Raw genomic sequence first — 20,697 nt, forward strand, 5'->3', positions numbered from 1 at the left:
ACGGCGATGACCGGCGAGACCATCAAGACCGTGCTCGAGGACGTGGCGGACAACTTGTTCAATCCGGACCCGTACTACCAACAGGGCGGCGACATGGTGCGCGTGGGCGGGCTGCAGTACACCATCGACCCGAACCAGCCCATGGGCCGGCGCATCAGCGACATGCGCCTGGCCGGCCGTCCGCTCGACGCCGGCAAGACCTACAAGGTGGCCGGCTGGGCCCCCGTGGCCGAAGAAGCCCGCCAGACCGGCGGCCCCCCGGTGTGGGACGTCATGGCGCAATGGCTGCGGTCCAACAAGGAAGTCAGCGCCCGACCGCTGAACCTGCCCACCGTGCGCGGCATGGACGGCAACCCCGGAATGATGGGCTGATTTTCGGGATTTGCTGCCCTTTCGCCGATGTGCAGTGTTGGGCGGACGCAATTGATACCCCGCGCGGAGTTCGGTTAGAATCGTCCGTCACGGGCCGATAGCTCAGCTGGGAGAGCGCTGCGTTCGCAATGCAGAGGTCGGGAGTTCGATCCTCCTTCGGTCCACCAAGAACACTTCCGAAGTAGTCCGGTAAAGGCCGGGAAGCCCAATAGATACAAGGCTTCCCGGCCTTTTTGCTTCCTGTGTAGGCCGATGTGATCTATTGAAATCCGGGGGCATTTAGGGGCAACATTGGGGGCAACCCAACGAACCCGCACAGGAGGTGCCCCCAAGATGCCGCTGACTGATACCGCAATCCGCACTGCCAAGCCGACCGACAAAACCCAAAGGCTATTCGATGGCGGCGGCCTTTACCTGGAAATCTCCCCCAGCGGGGGCAAGTGGTGGCGGATGAAGTATCGCTTTGGAGGCAAGGAGAAGCGGCTTAGCTTCGGGGTCTACCCTGACGTCGGATTGAAGGAGGCACGCGAGCGCCGGGAGGCGGCCCGCAAGCTCTTAGCTAATGACGCGGACCCGAGCGAGAGCCGCAAGGCGCAGAAGGCCGCGAGGATTGAGCGCGCGTCCAATAGCTTTGAGGTCATTGCCCGCGAGTGGTTTGCCAAGCAATCCCCAAGATGGGCGACCAGCCATGCGGACAAGGTCATTCAGCGGCTTGAAAAGAACGTGTTTCCCTGGCTGGGCGGACGGCCCGTCGCAGAGATAACCGCAGCGGAGCTGCTGGCGGTGCTCCGCCGGATTGAGGCGCGGGGGGCGCTGGATACCGCTCACCGGGCACATCAAAACTGCGGCCAGGTGTTTCGCTATGCCGTGGCGACCGGGCGAGCAGAACGAGATCCATCCGGCGATCTGCGTGGCGCACTGCAGCCGGCGAAACACGAGAACTTTGCTTCCATCACCGATCCGGTGAAAGTGGGGGCGCTGTTGCGGGCGATCGACGCATTTAAGGGCACATTCGTCGTCCGATGCGCGCTGCTGCTGTCCCCACTGCTGTTCGTCCGGCCCGGTGAATTGCGGAAGGCTGAGTGGGACGGGTTCGACCTGGAAAAGGCCGAGTGGCGCTACTTCGTGACGAAGACCAAATTTGAGCACACGGTGCCACTGGCCACGCAGGCTGTAGCCATCCTCCGCGAACTGGCCGCGCTAACGGGCCACGGCCGCTACGTCTTTCCCGGGCGCGACCCACAGAAGGCCATGAGCGAAGCCGCGGTAAATGCCGCCCTTCGGCGCATGGGGTACGACACAAAGACAGAGATTACCGGGCACGGCTTCAGGGCAATGGCTCGGACAATCCTGCATGAGGAGCTGCACGTCAAGCCGGAAGTGATCGAGCACCAGCTCGCGCACAGAGTGCCGGACGCCTTGGGGACCGCGTACAACCGCACCAAGTTCCTGAAGGAGCGGCGGGAGATGATGCAGCGATGGGCTGACTATCTAGACGAGCTGAAGCTGGGGGCCAAGGTCCTGGCATTTGCTGGTCCTGCCGCCTGACTGCAACAAGCAATCCATCACGCTAAACCGCGCATAGCTCGACGGGGCGAAAAACCGGAATCTCTCACCGGCCCGGCGCGGCTCCCAATTCTTGAGAGTGCGTGAGAGCGCGATGATCTACCTCGGCAAATGGAACAGCCTAAGCGATGCCGCTAGTTACTTACAGGACAGAACAGGCGAAACCTGGACAGAACGGGCCATCATTTCGCGTCTGATTGAGATTGGCCTGGACACTATTTCGGTAAATGTTGCCGGCGACATTCCTTTGATGCAGCCCTATGAAAATGAGCGACAGAAAGCCACGCCATACGGCTATGCGCAGCTATTGCAGGTTTGTGAAGTCGCCCAGTTCCTTCACGAGTTGGAGATTGCCGGGGAAGCTCGCCCGTTGGCGCTGGTCAACGAAGCAGGGATTAGATTCAAGACGAGTACGCCGATTCCGAGCAGCGCAGTACGTTTGTCTAGAGACGAGATAGATCAACTCCCGACAGGTTTTCATCGCCTGGTGGAGGCGATGAAGCGCGGGGAATATCCAGAACTCAGAGCGCTAGCGCTCGGCGAGGCTATCGCCTCTACCGAAGATCTTGTCCCGGCCGAGGACACACATGCGGCTACGCCACTAGCCAACGCACTAGGCGAGCAAAGTGCAAAGGAATCGGTTGCAACGGCCGCCGATAACGACTGGAAAGCCGTGGCGCGTGAACTTGCCCAGAAGGTCGGTGAAGAACGATGGAGCCGTGGAGAGAGAGAGATCACCGCGCGGAATGTCTCCAAGTCTGTAGCTTATCGGCTTGGGTTGATAGATCCGCCCAAATATTGGGGTAAACGCGGACAGAGAAGCGAGAGCAATGTCCGCAATGAAGCGCTGTCTGGATGGAAGTTTAACCCTGGAACAGGCGTGGCCTGACTGGCCTGAATGGATTAAATCCATTCAGGCCAGCCCTAATCCGCGTGGATTTTCAGGAAACCCAGTAGCGGCGCAGCTTTCGAGCTTGCGCCGCTTTCTTCTATCTGTATTGGTTCAAGCCATTCAGGCCGGGAAACTGTAAGGCATATGCTCCGGTGCGTTCCGGGGAACTTCACTAAAGGTGAAAGAAGCATGGCCGAACAAGTTCAGTCCGCTCAGACGATCATCCGTAGGCGGCAAGTGGAATCTGAAACGGGGCTTTCTCGTTCCACGATCTACCAGCGCATCAAAAACAAGACGTTCCCAGCTGCTGTCCAGCTCGGCCCGCGTGCCGTCGGCTGGCGCCGCGGCGATATTGATGCCTTCCTGGCGAACCCTGTCGGCTACCGCGCTGAGGTGGCTGCATGAACGCCGTCCTCCAGCCTGCGGGATCGCTGATGCCCATGAGCCAGGATGGGGCGGCCGTCACTATGTCGTCGCGCGAGATCGCAGAGCTGGTCAATTCTCGCCACGACAAGGTAAAGCAGTCCATCGAGCGCCTTGCCTCACGCGGGGTGATCACACTCCCCCCAATGGGGGAAGTGTCGAATGATGGCCCTGGCCCGAAAACTCTCGCCGAATATCGCGTCAGCAAGCGCGACAGCTACGTGATCGTCGCGCAGCTCTCGCCCGAGTTCACCGCGCGCCTGGTCGATCGCTGGCAGGAGCTGGAGGAGCGTGCCGCGGCGCCTCAGTTCGCCATTCCGCAATCGCTGCCCGAGGCCCTGCGGTTGGCTGCTGATCTGGCTGACCAGAATTCGCAGCTTGCCGCCACGGTGGCCGAGCAGGCTCCGAAGATCGAGGCCCTGGACCGTATAGCTGTCGCTGATGGCTCGCTCTGCATCAGCGATGCAGCCAAGGTACTGCAAATCCGACCTATGGGTCTTTTCACGTGGTTGGATCAACGCGGCTGGATCTTCAAGCATCCGGATGGTGGCCCGTGGCGCGCGTACCAGGCCAAGGTTGAGCGCGGCCTGCTCGAAATCAAAACTGGTATGTCCAATAACGGGAAGGCGTTCGCGCAGGTTCTCATCACACCGAAGGGCTTGACGAGTCTCGCCACACTCCTGGCCCCGATGAGCGCAGAGGCCGCATGATCCGCAACGTCATATCCGGCCTAGCGCAATTGCCGGCTGTTTCGATCGAAGCCCTCGCAAGCCACCTGGAACGCACTTGCAATCCGGCGGCTCGGAGCTATACTCCGGACGTCGCCGAACCAACGGCGCGCGGGCTTGGCGGCCCGTCCAACATGGCGCAAATCAGCCGCGCCAGCATTCATGCCCGCGGCTTTTTTGTGTTAACACGCTTCGGCTCTCCAACGGTGGGCCGGGTGGGGAGGGCTTCGGCCCTGCCGGTTCCATGTTCCGGTCCGCCAACCCTGCTTCGGTCCACCACCCCCGCTTGGCGGCGAGGGTGGCGGGTATTACACCGCAACATGGAGGCCGCAATGCCTAACATCCTCGCTCGCCCTGAGCAAACGCAATCCGCTTTCCTTTTCAGCCCGAGGTGTGCCCACTTTGCTGGGAAACGCGCGGACCATCCACAACTCCGTTGGATCGGCGATGGCATCGGCCTTGATGCCAGTCAGGATGCAAGGATCAGCTTCCTAGACAAGGTTGGCCGGGTTGTGAATCTGACCTTGGCCGAGACGCTTGCCCGTGCGGACGCGATCGATGCTCCTGGCCTCCACCGAATTCTGGTTGCCACGCGTTGTGCCTTCGGGGCTGGAGATTTGGCCGAGGCTGACGCACGCGTTTGGCGGAAAGTTGGGATGGAAGTCCATGCAGAAGCGGATGGTTCGCTCCCGGTAATTGCAGGGGCAGCATGAACTTCTACAAGCGTTATACCGGCGACTATGCCCGGGACACGGTTCACCTGTCGATGGTGGAAGACGGAGCTTACAACCGTCTGATGGACTTCTACTACTCGACTGAGAAGCCGCTGCCGATCGATCGCAAGTCGGTCTATCGCATCGCGCGAGCAACCGAAAAGGCCGAGCAGAAGGCCGTCGACAGTATCCTGTCGCAGTTCTTCCAGGAGTGTGCTACCGGGTACCGGCACAAGCGGATCGAAGTCGAGATCGAGAAAGCAAAGCCGAAGGCGGGCGCGAACCGAGAGAACGGAAAAAAAGGCGGACGTCCTCGCAAAATGCAACCCACTGATAACCCACCGGAAAACCCATTGGGTTTTTCTGGTGAAACCCAAGCTGAACCCACAGAAAAACCCGCGCTGGTTAACCATAGCCATAACCATAGCCAGAAAAACAAAAGCTATAGCGGCGGCGTAGGTAGTTCGAGCGTGGTGGGCGCTGTGGATAACTCGAACTCGCCGCCGCTTTCCGCCGATGAAATCGGAAAACACCTGGTGCAATTGGAAGTCCAGCGGGACAAGGTACTGCGACTGAATCCACGCGCGTACGAGGCATTGCATCGGCTTGCGGACCGCAAAGTCGGCTTGCCGGTGTTGCTCCGGGCTCATGCCCTCGCGTGCGTGCGCCGGACGGCCGACGGGGACTCTTCTCCGGTGAACCCAGCATTCCTCGAGTCGTTTATTGACGAGGCCAAGGTTGAGCGCCAGCAGGGCACCGCCACCGCGCCGGGCTGGGATGGGACGACCGAGGGTGTGCGCGCCAAGGCCGCAGAATTGGGCTTACCTTCGCAGCGCGCCGACGAGCAGTGGTTCTGGTACCGGCTGCTTGTCATCAAAGCCGCGGGCGACCGACACCTTATCGATCGCGAGGTCAGCAGGGCCGAGCGCATGAATCCCAACGAGCACGAGCGGGTATATCGGTTTTTCCACGAGGCGGCACTCGGGAAGGAGGCCGCATGAGCGCGTCCGCCGTACTCCGCCGAGCACGAGAGGCCGGCGCAAGCCTTTGGCTCGATGGCGATCAGCTGGGCGTCTCAGGACCAGTCCCCACAGTTCGCGAGATTCTGGCCGCCAGCGCAAACTGCGAGCCCGAAATTGCCGCGGCACTGTGGCTTGCCAATCAAGCATTCTCCGAGGACTTGGTTCCGCCCAGCGGCATTGCGATTGCCTGGGAGACCGAGCGCCAGCTTCGAGCGGAACTGGCGGCACTGATGGCCGAAGTCGCGACTCGTCTGGGCGACAATCTGCAAGCGGCGCTCCTGGATCGCGCTATTCGGGAGCCGTATCACACCCTTGCGGCGAGTCTGGCTTTCTTCCATGAAGTCGCGCTGAGTCTGCGCACTTCGCAGGCATCTCGTGAGTTCGTTGCCAATCTTCTGCCGAGTCGGCCGGGGGAATAGAGTGGGGCGGTACAGCATGTGCTGCGCCCCTTGCACGGGCACGCCGCGGGACTCGACGCCAGCAACTATCTCGATACTGTCAGAGTCTGACACTTTTCTCCCCTCGGCCGGATGTCACCCAGCGGCACTTGGTCAAGGTCTCAACCTGCCGTCGCTCTAGTGGTCTTTAGATCACCCTCAAATGTCCTCACCTTTGCGGTGGTCGCGATCCTTGCTGGGACTGGATTGGCGGGCCGCCTTCAAATTTCCTCGCCTTTGGGTGAGTCAATTGCATCCTGAGGGGCGCCCGCGCGCAAGGTTTCTCCAATGGGGCGAAGCTAAAGCTCGCCGCTCTGCATATCTGCACCAAGTTCGGTGGATATGGCCGCGGATCCTGCCAAGGACCTGATCGTGGCGCATGCCAACTTGGACCTGCTGGGGCTTTGACCATGAAGTCGCGGGACATCCCTACCTGCGGTCGTGACGGGAACCTGCTTGCGTCTCCAACGACCAGTGAAAGACGAGATGTCAAACAAGAGCAAGAGGGCTGTCGCCGAAGCGGCCGAAAATGCGCCCTATGGCGAGTTCAGCTTATGCAAGGCGTATGGGCCTGCGTTTCAAATTGCGTCGGCTAGCCAAAGCGCAAATCAAACTGCTGCTGGACCCCGCGTTATTGCGGCCAGGGCACGGAGTGCGTTGGAAAAACTATGCGATCAAGCTGACCACATGCTGAAGTCGCTGGAGGCCAGCCGTGAACATTGAACTGCAGATCAAGGTTGCCGAAGAGCGCCTGCACGCCGCTTTGGTCGGCGGTCAGGATACAACGCCCTACCGATCTGAACTGGATCGCCTACGAGCCGACCTGGTGCAACAACAGGCTGTCGCTGCACAAGTAGCGGGGGCGTCCTCTCGCGCTGCCCGGGAGGCAGCTGAGGCATCGATTCAACACGACGCTGCCTGCATCGCCGCCGCGTCCGCCGGACGAGTGCAGGCATTTCTAACAACATTCTCCTTCCAGGATTCGCAAAAATGATTGAGCAGCACGCTGTTCGGGTAGCGCACGCACGCGACCAACTTTCGGAGGCCATCCGGGCCGCGGGCATCATTACGGCACGCCGCGCTGATATCCAGCAGCACATCGCAGCTGCGTGCGCCCGCCGGGACGCGGCCTTATTGGGTCTGCGTTCTGGCGATCTGCAGGAGAACGTCGGCGCCGCGCGCCTGGCCATTGCCAAAGCCGACATCGATGACTTGGAGCAATTGGCGGCCGGCATCCAGCCCGAGATTGCAGCCGTGGAGCAGGCGCGCCGCGCTGCTGAAGACGCCGTGCGCGCGGCGGAGACGAGTCTTGCCCATGCCGAGCGTGCTTTGGTTATCCAAGGGTTGGACAAGGTCGTGATCCAGCTCGAGGCCAAACTGTGTGCCGCCATAAGCGAGCGTCACCGACTCGCAGTTGAGCAAAGCGGTGGGGGATTCTTAATGCTTTCGCGGACCTGGAGCCCGTCGAAGCCGCTGTTCGACGCTATCACAGCTGGCGTCCCTCCCATGCTCCCTGCGCGCTGATATGTATCACTGGCGGTCAGCATGGCACATGCCGGCCGCCGCTTCTCTCCTTGTCCTCTTGCAGTGAGCACCTACCGCGAGCTCGCAGGGCAATCCAATCCCCAAGAGCTTTGCCCATACCCCGTGCCAATGGGCGCTAGCTGCTCGTTTCGTCAGAATCGCCGGAAAAAACATTTTGGGAGGTTGCATGGCCGTCTTGCAGACGACTCACTCGGTGCTTGTTGGGCAGTTCTTCCTCCGCGCTCATGTTTGATAATTTCCTCATTCGGCGCCTGCCCAGGCTGGCCGGCCGAAGGGGGGCGGGCTGTTCACGCTTGTCACCGGCTACTCGCCCCGAGCAGGCGCGCGGCTGGGCGAAACATCGACTTGATGTGCGTGGCCAGGGTAGTTCGCCGGCGGGGGCGTGCGACCTTAGATGATCGCCCGAGGATCTCCTTCGCCTTCTCCGCGTCCGACTCGGCGCCTGAGGCCGCCTTAGCGGCGGGCTTGGCCTTCCTCGCCACTGGGCTGCCGCTGGGCAGGGCGGGGAGAGGAACAAGATTACGGTCGCCTGGCGCGCGCCGGGCACGCTAAGATGGCGGTTTCGCCGCGTCTGAGGCAACTTGCGGCCCTGGCAATTACCATCGCGACCCCAGCATGAGCCGCCACATCCCCAAGCACCAGAGCAGCGCCGAGACCTACCGCATCGCCGAACAGTTCAAGAACGAGGCCTTAATCGGGGGCCGCTCCCTGTTCATGCCCGGCAAGACTCTTTGGGTTCCCGAGAACTTCGAGCCGCTGATTCGCCATTACGTCGAGGAGCCGATCCCGGAGAACGATGGGGAGGACGAGAAAAACTTCTGGGAAAAGCTCCGCAAGCAGCTTTCTAGGTGCCCGGCAGAGAGCGTAGCGCTCTGCGCGGAGATCTACTGGATCCTAACGCTGCCATCGAGCAAGCTCAAAGTCGGATCCAAGCTCAAGCGGATCTGGGAGATCTGGGGGATGGCCAGCTCGCCACTGCCAAGCATCCCCGATAACTCGCCTTACCTGCAGCCGACGGTGCTCGAGGGCGTGGGCAACACCGGTGCCGCTTACAACCTGTTGCTGTGGATGGAGCTTGCCTACGCGATCCGTGTCTTCAAGGATCTTGCGGAGATGACTGAGGCCAAGCGGGCGGACCTGCTGAGCGCGCCACCCCTTGCCGGTGCCGATAGCGCGAGTGATCACTCCGGCGCGGCCAAGGCCGGCAGCGCCCAGCCCTGGGCGTTCGCTAAGTGGCTCGACGAGGCGCGCGAAGCGAAGGGCCGGCAGTTCTACCATATCCTTTCGCACGCCCTCTTCCCCGATTACTTCGAGCGCATCTTCGCCGAACAGGGGAAGGCCCTGCTGGCTCGCCACGAGCGCCTGGGCATCGTCCCGTCGCAGCGGGCCCCGCGCTACGTCCGCGACGCAGCGCTGCTCGACGCGCGCAAGATGATCGAGCGCCAGGTTGGCCACGACATCGACTACTACATCGACCCGCCATTACTCAAGAAACCGCCGAAGGTGAAGGTGAAGGCCCAGAGCATTGAGATCTCGATGCCAGCCCTTACGACCGAATCGGTAGTGGCCGGCCTCGATGAGGACGACGACGAGGATGGCACGGGCGCGCCGGGCGGTGCTTGGAATCCGCGCAACAGGATCTTCTTCGGCCCGCCGGGGTCGGGCAAGACGCGCGCGCTTGAAACGATTCGCAAGAAGCGCCACGCGGCCGGGGAGACGGTTGAGTTCGTCTCCTTCCACCCGTCGTATTGCTACGAGGATTTCGTCGAGGGGTATCGCCCGGCGAGGGGGCAGGGCGGACGCCTTGGCGATACGCCGGTCCCCGGGCCTTTCCGCCGGATCTGCCAGTCTGCTCACGAGCATCCCGAGGTGCGGCACACGCTCTTGATCGACGAGATCAACCGTGCCAACGTGGCTAAGGTCTTTGGCGAGCTCATCACCATCCTCGAGCCAAGCAAGCGCTGCGCGCCCAACCCCAAGCTCGACTTCTCCGGTGCCCGCACAGCGGTCCGCCTTCAATACAGCGGCGATGAGCTGGCGGTGCCGGCGAACCTCGATATCATCGCGAGCATGAATACGGCCGACCGCTCGGTCCAGCCCATCGATCGCGCGCTGCGCCGGCGCTTCGAGTTCACCGAAACGCCCGCCGACCCCCGGCATCTTCCAGCAGCGAAGGTGGGCGGCGTTGACCTGCGGGCGCTGCTGGCCGCTATCAACGACCGCGTCGAGTTCCTGATCGACGGCGACCATGCGCTGGGCCACGCGCTATTGATGGGGGTGGGCAATCTCTGGGACCTGCGGCGGGCCTTCTCCCGCCGGGTGATCCCACTCCTACAAGAGTACTTCTTCGAGGACCTCGGCAAGGCCAAGCTCGCGCTGACGGGATCCTCAAAGCCCTCGGCCTTCTTCGAGGAGCGACCTCTGGAGCCGGCCAAGCTCTTCGACCAATCCGCGGACCTCGACGGGCTCGAATCGCGGCTCTCCATTCGGCCCTCGCACAACCTCGCCTCGTGGACTTCCGCCGACTTCATCCGCCTCTACCTGCGCGGCGAGGCCGCGGAGGCGGCAATCGCCGCACTGCCTGCCATCGACCCCTGGGACGAGGAGGGAAGTGCAGAGGAATCCGAAGACATCGACGAGCTTGCGGAGGAAGTCGTGTCGGCTGCCGCCCAGGCACTGGCTGGCGCGCGAGCGGAGCCCCCCGCGGCCAATGATCCCGGGGGCGCGCCGACGGCTGGCGAAAGTGCCTGACCCCAGCAGGGACGCACCCATGCCGCCCTTTGTCCTGTTCGCCTTTGAGCGCGAACCCATCCGAGTAGCCCCTGACGGCGAGGTGGCGGCACTGCGCCAGCGCGCGCGCTCTGATGGACTCCCCCCAGACGGCCGCGACGACGCGGGACGCCTCGTCCTGACCCAAGTCGAGGCCGAGGCGCTGGAGCGCGTCAACGCTACCCGCCCCGATTTCTGCTCGCGGACGCTCAAGGGCCTCGCGCTTTCCAAGCATTGCGGTCTGGTTCGTTTGGCCGCCGACTGGGCAGGTGGGAGCGTAGTCCTAGAGGTTTTGCCGAAGATCTGGGATGGCCACGGCGGAGCCGCCGAGGCCGGCGCGGCCGAGCGCGCCGCGGGGGCGGGGAGGGCTAGGCGCGCACTGCTGCACATGCTCGCCGCGGCCAGCGGACTCTCCATTGCCGAACTAGACATGGCGCCGCAAGCGGCCGCGCGCGCGACCCTTCTGGACCTCTTCATCCGCTCTTACTTGCGTGAGGCGCTCAAGGTGGCCAAGGGCGGGCTGCTCACCCGCTACGTCGAGTCCGAAGGCGATCTGCCGGTCCTGCGCGGCCGGATGCTCCTAGTGGAGACCGAGCGCCTCGCGACGACCCGCCCTGGCCTGGTCCGCTGTTTGCACGACGAGCTCACGCACGACAACCCCTATAACCAGGCCCTATTGGCCGCTATGGCGTGCTGCCGCCCCCACGTTCGCCAGGCCACCACCGAGCGGTTGTGGGGCGAGGCACGGGCGTTCTTCGGAGGCGTCTCCTTCGTCCGGGTGGATGCCAAACGCGTGGCGGGGCTCAAGCGCGGCCGCGAGATGATCCGTTACAGGGAAGCCCTGCGTTGGGCCGAGCAGCTCCTGGGACTGCTCTCGCCTTCGCTGACAGCCGGTGCCTCCGAGGCGCCTACGCTACTCTTCAACATGGAGCCCATTTTTGAGAGCTGGGTCGCCCGCCATGAGCGCCGGCGCGCGCCGGAGGGAATCGAGGTCAGCCTCAAAGGCTCACCGCGCTACCTCTCCAGCGTCGCCCATCGCAGGCCCACCGCGGTGACCGGTGACGACAGTTCGGTGGGTGCGCCCCAGGGACGCGCTGCAGGCCGCGTGAATACTGCCTTCCGCCTGATGCCAGACGTGCTACTGTGGCCCGACGGCGTGGACAGGGAGGAGGGGACGCCCGCCGCCATTGTCGACGCGAAGTGGAAGGCCTTGGACCCCTCCAAGAAGGACTGGGGCGTAGACGAGAAGGACGCGCACCAGTTAGTGGCTTACCTCACGCGCTATGGCTGCCTGGCCGCCCGCCTGGCCTACCCCGCGCTCTCGGCCGTCGGGTTGCCGCCGCAGGGCCCGCCGAGCTTCGAGATCGCCCTCCCGGCCGGGGCGGTGGCCACCATCGACGTGGAGCTGGTGCCCATCGACGCTTGACCTCCATCTCGGCGAGCGATCTGGCTAGTGACCAACGGTCGGGCCACCCGCCTTCGAAAAACAGCCTACAACTCGACCCAACCGATGCCCATGTCCGCCGGCAGCGTGGATGGTAAACGTGCCGCGCGACCCGCAAGCTCGGCGCCGATGTGCTGGTCGGCAGCGCAATATGCGGTGTTCAGCAGTTTGCTGGGCGCACAGGAGCGGCACGACAGTGCTCATGCGCTTCTCAGAGCTTCTTCCGCCTTCGGCTTTCCTGCACAGGGACTCCAATTATGGCTGGCTGCATCTCGTAGTCCTCCAAGCGTGCGCCCGGCCAACGGCGCTCAATAACTCGCTTCGCCTCGTCCCGGCCGCTGCAGTATTCCAATTCAAGCAGCAACGTATCGCCCTTTAGTTCGACCAGGCAGACCGCCCTATGCAGCATCGCTGCGGCATTCCTGGGGATACCGCCTTTAGCGTTGGCGCCAATCCGAAGCTCGCGCTGGCGGTTGTAGCAACTAACACAGAGCGTCTTGTTGAGAAGGCGATAGGTTTTTGTGCCACACCGCGTGCAAGCCTTTGCCGGTTCTGAACCCGAATACGGAAGCGTCGTCCATTCGCGCGTTGCCCGGGGCTGCGGCGCGCATTCTGACACGTGGAGCTTCCCGATCGGGCACTTAGTGCACTGGATCTGCGATTTGTTCGCGACGTTTCTTGCGCAGGCTGCCGGCGACAGGATCGCCCGGAGAGGCTCGCATCGGAAAAGGCGCACGCCTGGATACTTGGGGCTTTCTTCGTATTGAATCTGCACCGTAATCGCTCCCTCTCCCCGTGTTTTAGTGGGGAAAGGGTTGAGTCACGACTTTTTACGAGGGACAACCTCAAAAAGCGGTTGTCGGTTGTCGTGACGCCATGCTCGGCATTAAGCAAGGACAATCAGGAGCTATGGTGGTGGCACAAGTAAGAAAGGAGGCCCAGCGTTGGGTATTGGCCCGGGCGCGCTGGGAGGCCGAGCCTCAGATGACATTCTCGGACGTCGCCGTTCACCTTGGATTTTCAAAGCAGGCTGTAGCCAAACACGCTCAGCAATTCGGCTGGCGTCGTCGGCTGGACATGCCCACCATCGCGGCTCGTGCTCACGAAAAAGCTGATAGGGCTATTGAGCAAGATTCCTGCGAGAGCCGGGTACAAGCGCCACAGGTTGTCGCTTCTGGTCCTGTTCTCGCGAGGTTGTCGCACCATGAAATTCCAGCCGACGCGACCCTGGAGCAAGCCCGAAAAATTTCCCAAGAGGCCGCTATCGACGAGCGTGTCGAGCTCCTTACACGTCATCGCCGGGAGTGGGGCGCTGTGCGCAGCCTAGCTTATGCCTCGATCAAGTCTAAGGATCTGATCGAGGCTCGTACCGCGAAGACAGTTGCGGAGGCCGTCAAAACCCTCCAGGACGGGGAGCGCAAGGCTTGGGGGCTGGATGCAGGCGACGAAGGCCCAGTGAAGGTAATCGTCCAGCGTGGCGAAGTCTGATGCCGCGGCGGATCTGAACAGCGCCCCCAAGAGAGCCAACGCGCCGCGTTGGACGCCAGGGGCTTCAATGAATTTGAGGAAATGACCAATGGCGAGTCCAAACATCCGGATTTCAGCCGATGTCTCCGGCATCAGCAAGGCGCTGGACGAGCTGCGGAACAAGGTCCAGCAGGCCACCAAGCCGATCACCGGCAAGACCTCGATCGACGCCACCTCGGCCAAGAAGGACATTGATGGTCTGCAGAAGGCTGTCGACAAGCTGCACGATTCGCTCGAGGCTGTCGGCCAGTCGTCGGTCAGTGCCGATGGGCTGCAGCAGCTCTCCGACGGCTTCGAGGACGCGGTCAAAGAGGCGACCGAGCTGCAGCAAGTCGTCTCGCAGATTGGCGGTACCGGCGCTGCCTCGTTCGGCAAATCGGTAACCGAGACGCGCAACCTGATCCGCGAAATGGAGAAGGCGCGCCGGCTACAGGAAGCGCTAAACCGGGAAGGCCACAACGTTTCCCTGCAGCGGGCCGGCGAGATCGAGGCCGATTTCCAGCGCCGGCTCTCTCTCGGCGGGGCGGGCTCCAAGAAGCTCCGCAACTTCGGCAGCCTGTCGAACGTCATGGAGAATTGGCGCGATTTGTCGCCGCTCTCCGAGGTCGACGCCCGCCGGCAGCGCCGGCAGCTGATGAGCAGCCTCGGCTTCCGCGCGCTCCCGCATGATGGCAGCGGCCCTGCACCGGGAAGCGGCGGGGGAGGCAAGGGCGGGGACGGCAATGTCACGCCTCAAGGCGGCGCCGGCGGCGGCTTCTGGCGGCGGGCGCTCGGACTCGACGGACGTGCTTTGGCCAACGAAGGGGCGAGCGTGGCATCGTCCATCTCCCCGGCTCTTGGCGCGGGCCTGCGTGGCGGCCTGATTGGCCTGGCCGCCTACGGTGCGACGCGTGCCATTGGCGCCGTGCATCAGAAGGTGCGCTCGGCCGAGGACGAGTCCATCGGCTATTCCGATCTTGGCCGCCAGATGGGCGCGGCCGCCGGCGACTTCGAGGAGCTGCGCAATGCGGTACGGTCTGCCACCACCGGGCTGGGCATGGCCTATGCCGAATCCGCGAAACTGGCCAGCCGCTACATCGGCGAGTCCGGCGTCGACGGCATCGGCGCGGGGGCCCTGCGCCGTGAGCTGGCCGGCGCGGCAGGCTTCTCCCGATCCCTGGGCCTCGACCCCAGCGCCGGCGTCGGGCTGTTCGCCGCGATGCGACACAACAAGGTTTCCAGCGGCGAAGCCGATAACCGTCGCCTGGCGCTGCTGCTCGCCGATGCGATCGGCAAGGCCGGGGTGTTCTCGAAGGCCGATGACGTCCTGATGGCGGTCGAGAGCTTCACCCAGGTTGCCACGCGCAGCTCGTTCGCTCCGGTCAACGTGCAAGGCTACGTTGGCGGCCTGGCCGGCCTGATGGGCACGCTGCCGGGTCTGGATCCGTCCGCGTCCGCCGGCATTCTGGGCAAGGCCGATGCCGCCATTCGCGGCGGCGGCGGCTCGGCCGCGCGGAATTTCTTCCTCGGCATGATGATGCAATCCACGCCGGGGATGGACGCAACGGATATCGGCTTCCTGAACGATGGGGGCGCTTTCGGTACCGCGGCGTCGGCCTTCGGCAAGAACTCTGCGGCCTACCAGATGGCAAAGGCACGCGGCGACAAGTCGCTGATGTCGAAGTACGACGGCTTTGCCTCGGACGGCAAGACCACCAACATTGACCGCATCCTGGCTGGCCTGGCCGGTAACTCCGTCGGCACGCAGGCCATGAAGGAAAGCGTGAAGGGCTACTTCGGCTACTCCGACTCTGAAGCGGCCGCCCTGATCGGCGCCTATTCGCGCAACGGCAGCATCGACGCTGCGCTGGATGGCTTCAGCCGGTATGGCATCGACCCTTCCACACTGGGTAATACCTCTGCGCGCGCCCTGATGTCGATCGAGTACGGCTCGCACTCCGATCGGATGAAGCAGGCGAAGTACTTGCAGGGCCTGACAGGCGCCGACGCGCTCAAGAAGGACGAGCGCCAGCAACTCGACAGCGCCTTGGCCACGCCAGGTGCTGACGACGGAAACCTGAAGCAGGCGCTGATCAAGCTGTCGGCCACGCGGGACATGGAGAAAAACGCCGGCGACCAGTCGCGCGAGAGCCTGGCGAATATCGACAACGCAACGGCGGACCTGGCCACGAAGCTGATCCCGCTCACCGCATCGATCCGGGACGGCATTGCATGGCTGGCGAAGAAGGTCGGGTATGTCGACAAGTTCGGCAATTCGGAGGATGCCAGGGCAGCACTCGATACCGCCTTGGGCGGCATTCCTTCATCGAAGGGAGAGGACCGCGTTAATCGCCTGAAGGCGGAGCTAAACGAGGTCAGCCAGAACCCGGAGAAATACACGCAGGACTACCGGGACCAGGTGGCGAAGGCGTACAACGATGAGATCGGTAAGGTGCCCCGTGCCGTCGCCGCCGGCGGCAATTCCGCCAGTCCTGACGTGACGAGGCCCATCTCCGTGAGCAAGGAGCAGTTCTATCGGCAAACGCGAAAGGGTGCGGAAGCTGTTGCTGCTGAGATTAATGCCGAGGGCTATCGGACCCAGCCAGAATGGCTGCAGGGCCAGCTCGCGCTTGAGACAGGCTGGGGCAAGTCCGTGCTTCCCGGTACGAACAACCCGGGCAACATCAAGGCGGACCGAGACTGGAAAGGTAAGCGTGCCACGTTCAATGTCGAGGAGTATGACCGGGTCACCGGAAAGATGAAGCGGATGGACCAGGAGTTTAAGGTCTACGACAGCCTCGAGGATGGGATCAAGGACTACGGCAAGCTACTTCGCACCAGTGGCCGCTATCTGCCTGTCCGGGAGGCGCGGTCGGCCGAGCAATATGCGAGCGCCATGGGCCGCTCCGGCTATGCCACCGATCCGGCGTACGGACCCAAAGTGCGATCGGTCATCTCAGACGTTGAGGCGGTTGGGAAAAAGATCCAGGCCGAGGCTGGCGCCAAGGCAACTGCCCAGGATGCAAGGTTGGCAGTGCCGCGCGGTGCATTCGTGGCCGAGGGTGCCCGCTGGGAAATGGCACGTCCCGCAGGTTGGCGCGAGTCAATGGAAATGTTCGGCATGATGCAGCTGCCACCTAATTCGCGGGGGCCTAAAGTGCCGACAGCTGGCTCAGCTCAGAACGTGATGTTCCAGGGTACGTTCCATCTGAGGGACCCGAAGAGTGGCAAGACACTGGCCAAGCCTTTGAATTTTTCGCAAATGGCCGCGCCGCGGCCGGTGGGTGTATTCCAATGAAAGTCTTCGAACCAAAAATCGAAATCCGGTTGATCAAGTCGAGTCGCCGTGAGGAACTCTCCCAGGGCGTCGCTACAGCGAAACGGTACCGGACCTTGTCTTCGTTGGACCTTACGCCGTACTTGGCGGACGGCACGCTGGTCCAATTGGGGAAGTCGGTCCGGGAGCCCGTAGGTGCATGGTCGTTTTCGCTGGTCGACCGAATGGTGCTTGGCGCCAACGAATCGCTCTATGCGCTCATTGAGCCCATGGATATGGTGGAATTTCGCCTTGCGCACAACCCGGCGGATCCTGCCTATGCCGGTGCCTCTGGTGGCAGCCGGTACCAGTTGCCGGTTGTGATGCGCGGCTTCGTTTCGTCTGTGTCGCGCTCGCGCTCGATGGACGATGGGCACCCGTCACGTATGATCCAGGTGTCTGGGCATGACTTCGGGAAAATCCTCCAGATCCTGCGCATCTATTACCTGAACAACTCGGTTATCGGCGACAACATCGTCGCCGAGCTGAAGTTCTTCCAGAAATACGCCAGTTCGGCCGACGCAAAAATTATGACCGCGGCGGAGTTCGTACAGTTGGTGCTCGACAAGATCATCAACCCCTACATTGGCAAGCTCACGCTCAATGCGGATGGGCAGGGGGCCGAGGCCAGCGTGGTCAGCAAGCTCACGGCCGACGTGTCGACCCCTGGCGCCGTGGACCCGCACGCGATTGCGGCCTTCGTGGATGGCTCGGTGTACGAGTTCCTCACCACTTTCCTGGACGTTGGCGCGTTCAATGAGCTGTACCTCGAAGAAAGCGAGGTGGGCGTTGCGCTCGTGGTGCGGCCCAACCCCTTCCTAGACGCGAACCGGAGGCCCATTCAGGCGCCTCTCACGCAGAGCAAGAAGGACGACCAAGCGGCGCTAAAGGTAAAGGTAGATGCCGCTCAGGCCTCGTACGAAGAGGCCAACGCTAAGGCCGACCTTAGCCTATCCGCCGCCAAGTCGGCTCTGGCCAGCGCTGAAGCCGCAGAGGCCGGCGGAGACGCTGACATGGCCGCCCAGTACCGTGCGATCTCCCAGGCCCGCCTGGACGATTACAAGCACGAAGCGGCCGTGGCTAAACCACTACTCGACAACTGGCTTGCCTTGAATAAGCAGTACAAAGCCAACGCTACGGCGGTTCCCGACGCTCTGCCTACGCAGGTAGTTGAAATCGACGTTGCCGACGTGGAGTCGATCACCGAGGCACGGTCGGATTCGGGGGTGGCGAACTACTACTGGGTCACCAATACCGGCTGGCAGCTCATCATGAACGAAGGCATGCGGCAGCTTGCGGCCGCCAGCCCGGTGACCGACTATGCGCCGTTCGACTACGTGAACTGCGCGGCCGCACGCTATGGATTCCGGAAGATGGAGGTGTCCTCGAGCATGGGCCCGGACACGCTGTTGAACCGGGGCGCAAGGCCGGCGGCCGATACCCTCACCGAGAACGACAAGCTGCTCGGCTGGCTTGTCGAGCGTCGTCGTATCCTCGCGGCGCAGAACCGGGACAACGTGGTTTTCGAGTCTGGTTCCATGCGCGTGCGCGGCAATGAGCGGATCAAGGCTGGCGTCAGCCTGGCTGTGCGCCAGGGCAGCGCACGGACACTCTACTACGTCACGCACGTCGCACACGAATATCTGCCTTTCAACTCTTTCAAGACGACCGTCATGTTCGAGCGCGGTACTGGCTTCATCGATCGGGCGCAGGCGGCTGTCGCACCGTACCTGGCCGAGTTGAATGGCAAGGGGGCTGTGTGATAGCTCGCGGGAGGTGTTGATGGCAGTAGGCGTACTGCCAAGTATGGCAGCCTTCCAGCCTGGGATTGAGCCAGATCGTAGTCTTAGTTGGGGTAGTCCTCGCCGGCTACACCTCTAAAGAGGATGTTAGAGTCTAACATCCTCCCTTTCCCGAACTAGCCGCCATCTCGTGCAGCGAAGTGACCGGCTGAGGAAGCTAATAGCGGCAAGATCCCAAGGCCAATGCATGGCTGAGAAATCCGACATCACCAGCAAGGCCGGCTCGTCCGGCTGGCATATTGCTCTGCAGAAGGCCTCCGGCGAGGGTGCCTATCTGGGAGATCAGGCAGTGGTTGGGCACCTGGTGCGCACCTTCCTGGGCGACCTGGCCGGCCGCTACGTGGCCGTCTGCTCGGGCCGCTCCGCGCCATGGGAAGCCTCCCAGGCAGATGCCGATGCCTGCACGCACCTGGCGGGCGTGCTCAACGGCCAGGATCCGGCCTTCGAGTCGATGGGCGAGTGGAACGGCGCCGGCGGCCTCGGCCGCTTCTTGGCTGGCCAGCTTGAGGGCATGGTCGCCGACGAACACCTGCGTGATCCGGTGGCTGCGACTACGCAGGCGCTCGCGATCGTGGCGCACCGCGCGTATGCCGTGCTTCAATCAATAGCGCCTGATGCTGCCGGCGGTGCCACCGTAGCCGAGAAGCTAGGTGAGCTGGCCGACGAGACCACGCGCGCGCTGCTGGGCCTCGAGACGGAAGTTTTCGTGCCCTAAACCTCTTCAGTTTGAGTTCACCCGACACGCATGGCGGTCCCCAGTGCGCGTGATGCTCTACCTCGTCGCAACTGCGAGGCGCGCGCTAATGAGGCGATTCAGGCTTACGCCTTGCTCTGCTGCCTCGATTGCGAGCGCGCGATGCTGCTCGGGAGGAATGCGTACCTGAAACTTATCGCTGTACTTTTGATCTGCGAGCGCCATGGGAAGTTTTTCCCCTGAAGTGCTTATATCCCGCACAGCGTCTGCAACGAGCTGACGTACGCCGTCCAAGGCGTCGACTTGGGATTCTGCCAACCAAGAAAGCGAAGGGAACTCGGCACACAGGCCCAAGTATTCTTCGTCCTCTCCGGACCAAGTGACGCGGTAGGTGTAGTGATCGGATGGCACGGCATTGCTCCTATGAATGCTTATCTGAGAGCGCTTCTCGATAGCTTTTTTGACCAAGTAGTCTTTCGTAAGGCCTCGCCACACCGCTTCGTCGGTTATCTCTAAAGCCGCCCCCTCAAAGATAATAGTATCAATAGTGATGCTATTTAATGCAAGGGCCGCCTTGCGCTTCAGCAGACGCCTTGAGCTCACCCATCTGGCGCGTGTTTCACCTCGTGGGCATAGTCGCTGATGGGCACCTCCGTAACCCCGTGGCTACAAACTCGCAGGCGCTGGCGGTTATCGCCCACCAAACGTAATGGCGGCCTGCAGGCAATGTCACCGAACGCCTCGGCCGGCGTCGCCGCTGCGGCAGAGCAGCTCGGGGAGCAGGCCGTCAGAGTCCCGCTGTCTTTGCTTGGATTCGATAGGGATGTGTTTATGCCGGTTGTCTAGCAGGCCGCTCAGGCTGGGTTTATGCGCCGAGTATGACGATCCCGAGCGCGCATGATGCTCTGCCTGGTCGTGCCATAGTCGCGGGCAAGCTGGGCGATCGAGGCGCCGGCGGCGAGCTTCGCCAGTGCTTCGGCCCGCTCCACTTCAGTGAGCGCCGCCGGCCGGCCCAGAGCTTTGCCCTCCGACTTGGCGCGAGCGAGCCCGGCCTGCGTGCGCTCGATCAACAGGTCGCGTTCGAATTCGGCCACGGCGCCGAGCACTCCCATGGTCATCTTGCCGGCCGCGCTGGTCAGGTCGACGCCGCCGAGCGCAAGGCAGTGGATCCTCACGCCCATCGAGGCCAGACGCTCGACCGTGGTGCGCACGTCCATCGCATTCCGCCCGAGCCGGTCCAGCTTCGTGACGATCAGCACGTCACCCGCCTCCAGCTTGTGCAGTAGCTTGGCGAACCCGGGGCGCTCGCTGGCGGCGACCGATCCGGAGATGTTCTCGACGACGATGCGGTGCGGCTCGACCGCGAATCCGGCCGTCTGGATCTCGAGTACTTGATTGTCGGTCGTCTGGTCCGCGGTGGAAACCCGGGCGTAGGCGAAGGTTCGGGACATGGCTGCGTTCCTGATGT

17 protein-coding genes and 1 tRNA gene are annotated in these 20,697 nt (G+C 62.8%); 16 read left to right on the top strand and 2 right to left on the bottom strand.

Features of this window, described 5'->3' with window-relative positions; genetic code table 11:
- The 16 genes from AB4Z27_RS25935 to AB4Z27_RS26010 all read left to right on the top strand — a co-directional run.
- Nucleotides 1-372 (top strand): 5'-nucleotidase C-terminal domain-containing protein (locus AB4Z27_RS25935; protein WP_441645595.1); only part of this gene is annotated, 372 nt, incomplete at its 5' end.
- A gap of 91 nt (nucleotides 373-463) precedes the next feature.
- Nucleotides 464-539 (top strand) — tRNA-Ala (locus AB4Z27_RS25940).
- A 166-nt stretch (nucleotides 540-705) separates the two neighbouring features.
- Nucleotides 706-1,920, top strand: coding sequence for a tyrosine-type recombinase/integrase (locus AB4Z27_RS25945; RefSeq protein WP_441645596.1), 1,215 nt, complete (start codon nucleotides 706-708; stop codon nucleotides 1,918-1,920).
- Between the two features lie 112 nt (nucleotides 1,921-2,032).
- Entirely contained in the window at nucleotides 2,033-2,827 is a 795-nt protein-coding gene (locus AB4Z27_RS25950) for a hypothetical protein (RefSeq protein WP_441645597.1), read from the top strand.
- 192 nt (nucleotides 2,828-3,019) lie between these two features.
- Nucleotides 3,020-3,235, top strand: coding sequence for a helix-turn-helix transcriptional regulator (locus AB4Z27_RS25955; protein WP_441645598.1), 216 nt, complete (start codon nucleotides 3,020-3,022; stop codon nucleotides 3,233-3,235).
- A complete protein-coding gene (locus AB4Z27_RS25960; RefSeq protein ID WP_441645599.1) occupies nucleotides 3,232-3,963 on the top strand; it encodes a phage antirepressor KilAC domain-containing protein in 732 nt (243 codons plus the stop codon). The genes AB4Z27_RS25955 and AB4Z27_RS25960 overlap by 4 nt, the downstream gene beginning before the upstream one ends.
- A gap of 727 nt (nucleotides 3,964-4,690) precedes the next feature.
- A complete protein-coding gene (locus tag AB4Z27_RS25965; protein ID WP_441645600.1) occupies nucleotides 4,691-5,695 on the top strand; it encodes a YdaU family protein in 1,005 nt (334 codons plus the stop codon).
- Nucleotides 5,692-6,135 carry a hypothetical protein gene (locus AB4Z27_RS25970; protein ID WP_441645601.1) on the top strand — a complete coding sequence of 148 codons (444 nt, stop codon included), beginning with the start codon at nucleotides 5,692-5,694 and terminating at the stop codon, nucleotides 6,133-6,135. Before AB4Z27_RS25965 ends, AB4Z27_RS25970 begins: the two co-directional genes overlap by 4 nt.
- A 730-nt stretch (nucleotides 6,136-6,865) precedes the next feature.
- A complete protein-coding gene (locus AB4Z27_RS25975) occupies nucleotides 6,866-7,147 on the top strand; it encodes a hypothetical protein (protein WP_441645602.1) in 282 nt (93 codons plus the stop codon).
- Nucleotides 7,144-7,677: a hypothetical protein gene (locus AB4Z27_RS25980; RefSeq protein ID WP_441645603.1), complete on the top strand. Its 534-nt coding sequence runs from the start codon at nucleotides 7,144-7,146 to the stop codon at nucleotides 7,675-7,677. Before AB4Z27_RS25975 ends, AB4Z27_RS25980 begins: the two co-directional genes overlap by 4 nt.
- Nucleotides 7,678-8,313: 636 nt before the next feature.
- Nucleotides 8,314-10,449: an McrB family protein gene (locus AB4Z27_RS25985; protein WP_441645604.1), complete on the top strand. Its 2,136-nt coding sequence runs from the start codon at nucleotides 8,314-8,316 to the stop codon at nucleotides 10,447-10,449.
- A gap of 19 nt (nucleotides 10,450-10,468) precedes the next feature.
- On the top strand, nucleotides 10,469-11,893 hold the full coding sequence (locus AB4Z27_RS25990) for an McrC family protein (RefSeq protein ID WP_441645605.1): 1,425 nt from the start codon (nucleotides 10,469-10,471) through the stop codon (nucleotides 11,891-11,893).
- 894 nt (nucleotides 11,894-12,787) lie between these two features.
- Nucleotides 12,788-13,399 carry a hypothetical protein gene (locus AB4Z27_RS25995; RefSeq protein ID WP_441645606.1) on the top strand — a complete coding sequence of 204 codons (612 nt, stop codon included), beginning with the start codon at nucleotides 12,788-12,790 and terminating at the stop codon, nucleotides 13,397-13,399.
- Between the two features lie 88 nt (nucleotides 13,400-13,487).
- Nucleotides 13,488-16,715: a glycoside hydrolase family 73 protein gene (locus tag AB4Z27_RS26000; protein ID WP_441645607.1), complete on the top strand. Its 3,228-nt coding sequence runs from the start codon at nucleotides 13,488-13,490 to the stop codon at nucleotides 16,713-16,715.
- Nucleotides 16,712-18,496 (top strand): hypothetical protein, encoded by a 1,785-nt coding sequence (locus AB4Z27_RS26005; RefSeq protein WP_441645608.1) that lies wholly within the window; start codon nucleotides 16,712-16,714, stop codon nucleotides 18,494-18,496. The genes AB4Z27_RS26000 and AB4Z27_RS26005 overlap by 4 nt, the downstream gene beginning before the upstream one ends.
- Nucleotides 18,497-18,722: 226 nt before the next feature.
- Complete coding sequence (locus tag AB4Z27_RS26010; protein ID WP_441645609.1) at nucleotides 18,723-19,250, top strand: hypothetical protein; 528 nt, start codon at nucleotides 18,723-18,725, stop codon at nucleotides 19,248-19,250.
- Nucleotides 19,251-19,307: 57 nt separating this feature from the next.
- Here the strand turns inward: AB4Z27_RS26010 and AB4Z27_RS26015 are convergent, their stop codons facing one another.
- Complete coding sequence (locus AB4Z27_RS26015; RefSeq protein WP_441645622.1) at nucleotides 19,308-19,640, bottom strand: type II toxin-antitoxin system HicB family antitoxin; 333 nt, start codon at nucleotides 19,638-19,640, stop codon at nucleotides 19,308-19,310.
- Nucleotides 19,641-20,083: 443 nt separating this feature from the next.
- Nucleotides 20,084-20,680, bottom strand: a complete 597-nt coding sequence (locus AB4Z27_RS26020) for a recombinase family protein (RefSeq protein ID WP_441645610.1) — start codon at nucleotides 20,678-20,680, stop codon at nucleotides 20,084-20,086.
- Between the last annotated feature and the right edge of the window lie 17 nt (nucleotides 20,681-20,697).

The organism is Cupriavidus sp. KB_39, from assembly GCF_052114485.1.
GTDB lineage: Bacteria > Pseudomonadota > Gammaproteobacteria > Burkholderiales > Burkholderiaceae > Cupriavidus.

Bases quoted from the DNA above. Each gene is read 5' to 3' on its own strand.
- AB4Z27_RS25990 (WP_441645605.1), top strand. From the start codon at position 10,469: ATGCCGCCCTTTGTCCTGTTCGCCTTTGAGCGCGAACCCATCCGAGTA.
- AB4Z27_RS26005 (WP_441645608.1), top strand. From the start codon at position 16,712: ATGAAAGTCTTCGAACCAAAAATCGAAATCCGGTTGATCAAGTCGAGT.
- AB4Z27_RS25945 (WP_441645596.1), top strand. From the start codon at position 706: ATGCCGCTGACTGATACCGCAATCCGCACTGCCAAGCCGACCGACAAA.
- AB4Z27_RS25955 (WP_441645598.1), top strand. From the start codon at position 3,020: ATGGCCGAACAAGTTCAGTCCGCTCAGACGATCATCCGTAGGCGGCAA.
- AB4Z27_RS26010 (WP_441645609.1), top strand. From the start codon at position 18,723: ATGGCTGAGAAATCCGACATCACCAGCAAGGCCGGCTCGTCCGGCTGG.
- AB4Z27_RS25960 (WP_441645599.1), top strand. From the start codon at position 3,232: ATGAACGCCGTCCTCCAGCCTGCGGGATCGCTGATGCCCATGAGCCAG.
- AB4Z27_RS25980 (WP_441645603.1), top strand. From the start codon at position 7,144: ATGATTGAGCAGCACGCTGTTCGGGTAGCGCACGCACGCGACCAACTT.
- AB4Z27_RS25995 (WP_441645606.1), top strand. From the start codon at position 12,788: ATGCTCGGCATTAAGCAAGGACAATCAGGAGCTATGGTGGTGGCACAA.
- AB4Z27_RS25970 (WP_441645601.1), top strand. From the start codon at position 5,692: ATGAGCGCGTCCGCCGTACTCCGCCGAGCACGAGAGGCCGGCGCAAGC.
- AB4Z27_RS25985 (WP_441645604.1), top strand. From the start codon at position 8,314: ATGAGCCGCCACATCCCCAAGCACCAGAGCAGCGCCGAGACCTACCGC.
- AB4Z27_RS25950 (WP_441645597.1), top strand. From the start codon at position 2,033: ATGATCTACCTCGGCAAATGGAACAGCCTAAGCGATGCCGCTAGTTAC.
- AB4Z27_RS25965 (WP_441645600.1), top strand. From the start codon at position 4,691: ATGAACTTCTACAAGCGTTATACCGGCGACTATGCCCGGGACACGGTT.
- AB4Z27_RS26020 (WP_441645610.1), bottom strand. From the start codon at position 20,680: ATGTCCCGAACCTTCGCCTACGCCCGGGTTTCCACCGCGGACCAGACG.
- AB4Z27_RS26000 (WP_441645607.1), top strand. From the start codon at position 13,488: ATGGCGAGTCCAAACATCCGGATTTCAGCCGATGTCTCCGGCATCAGC.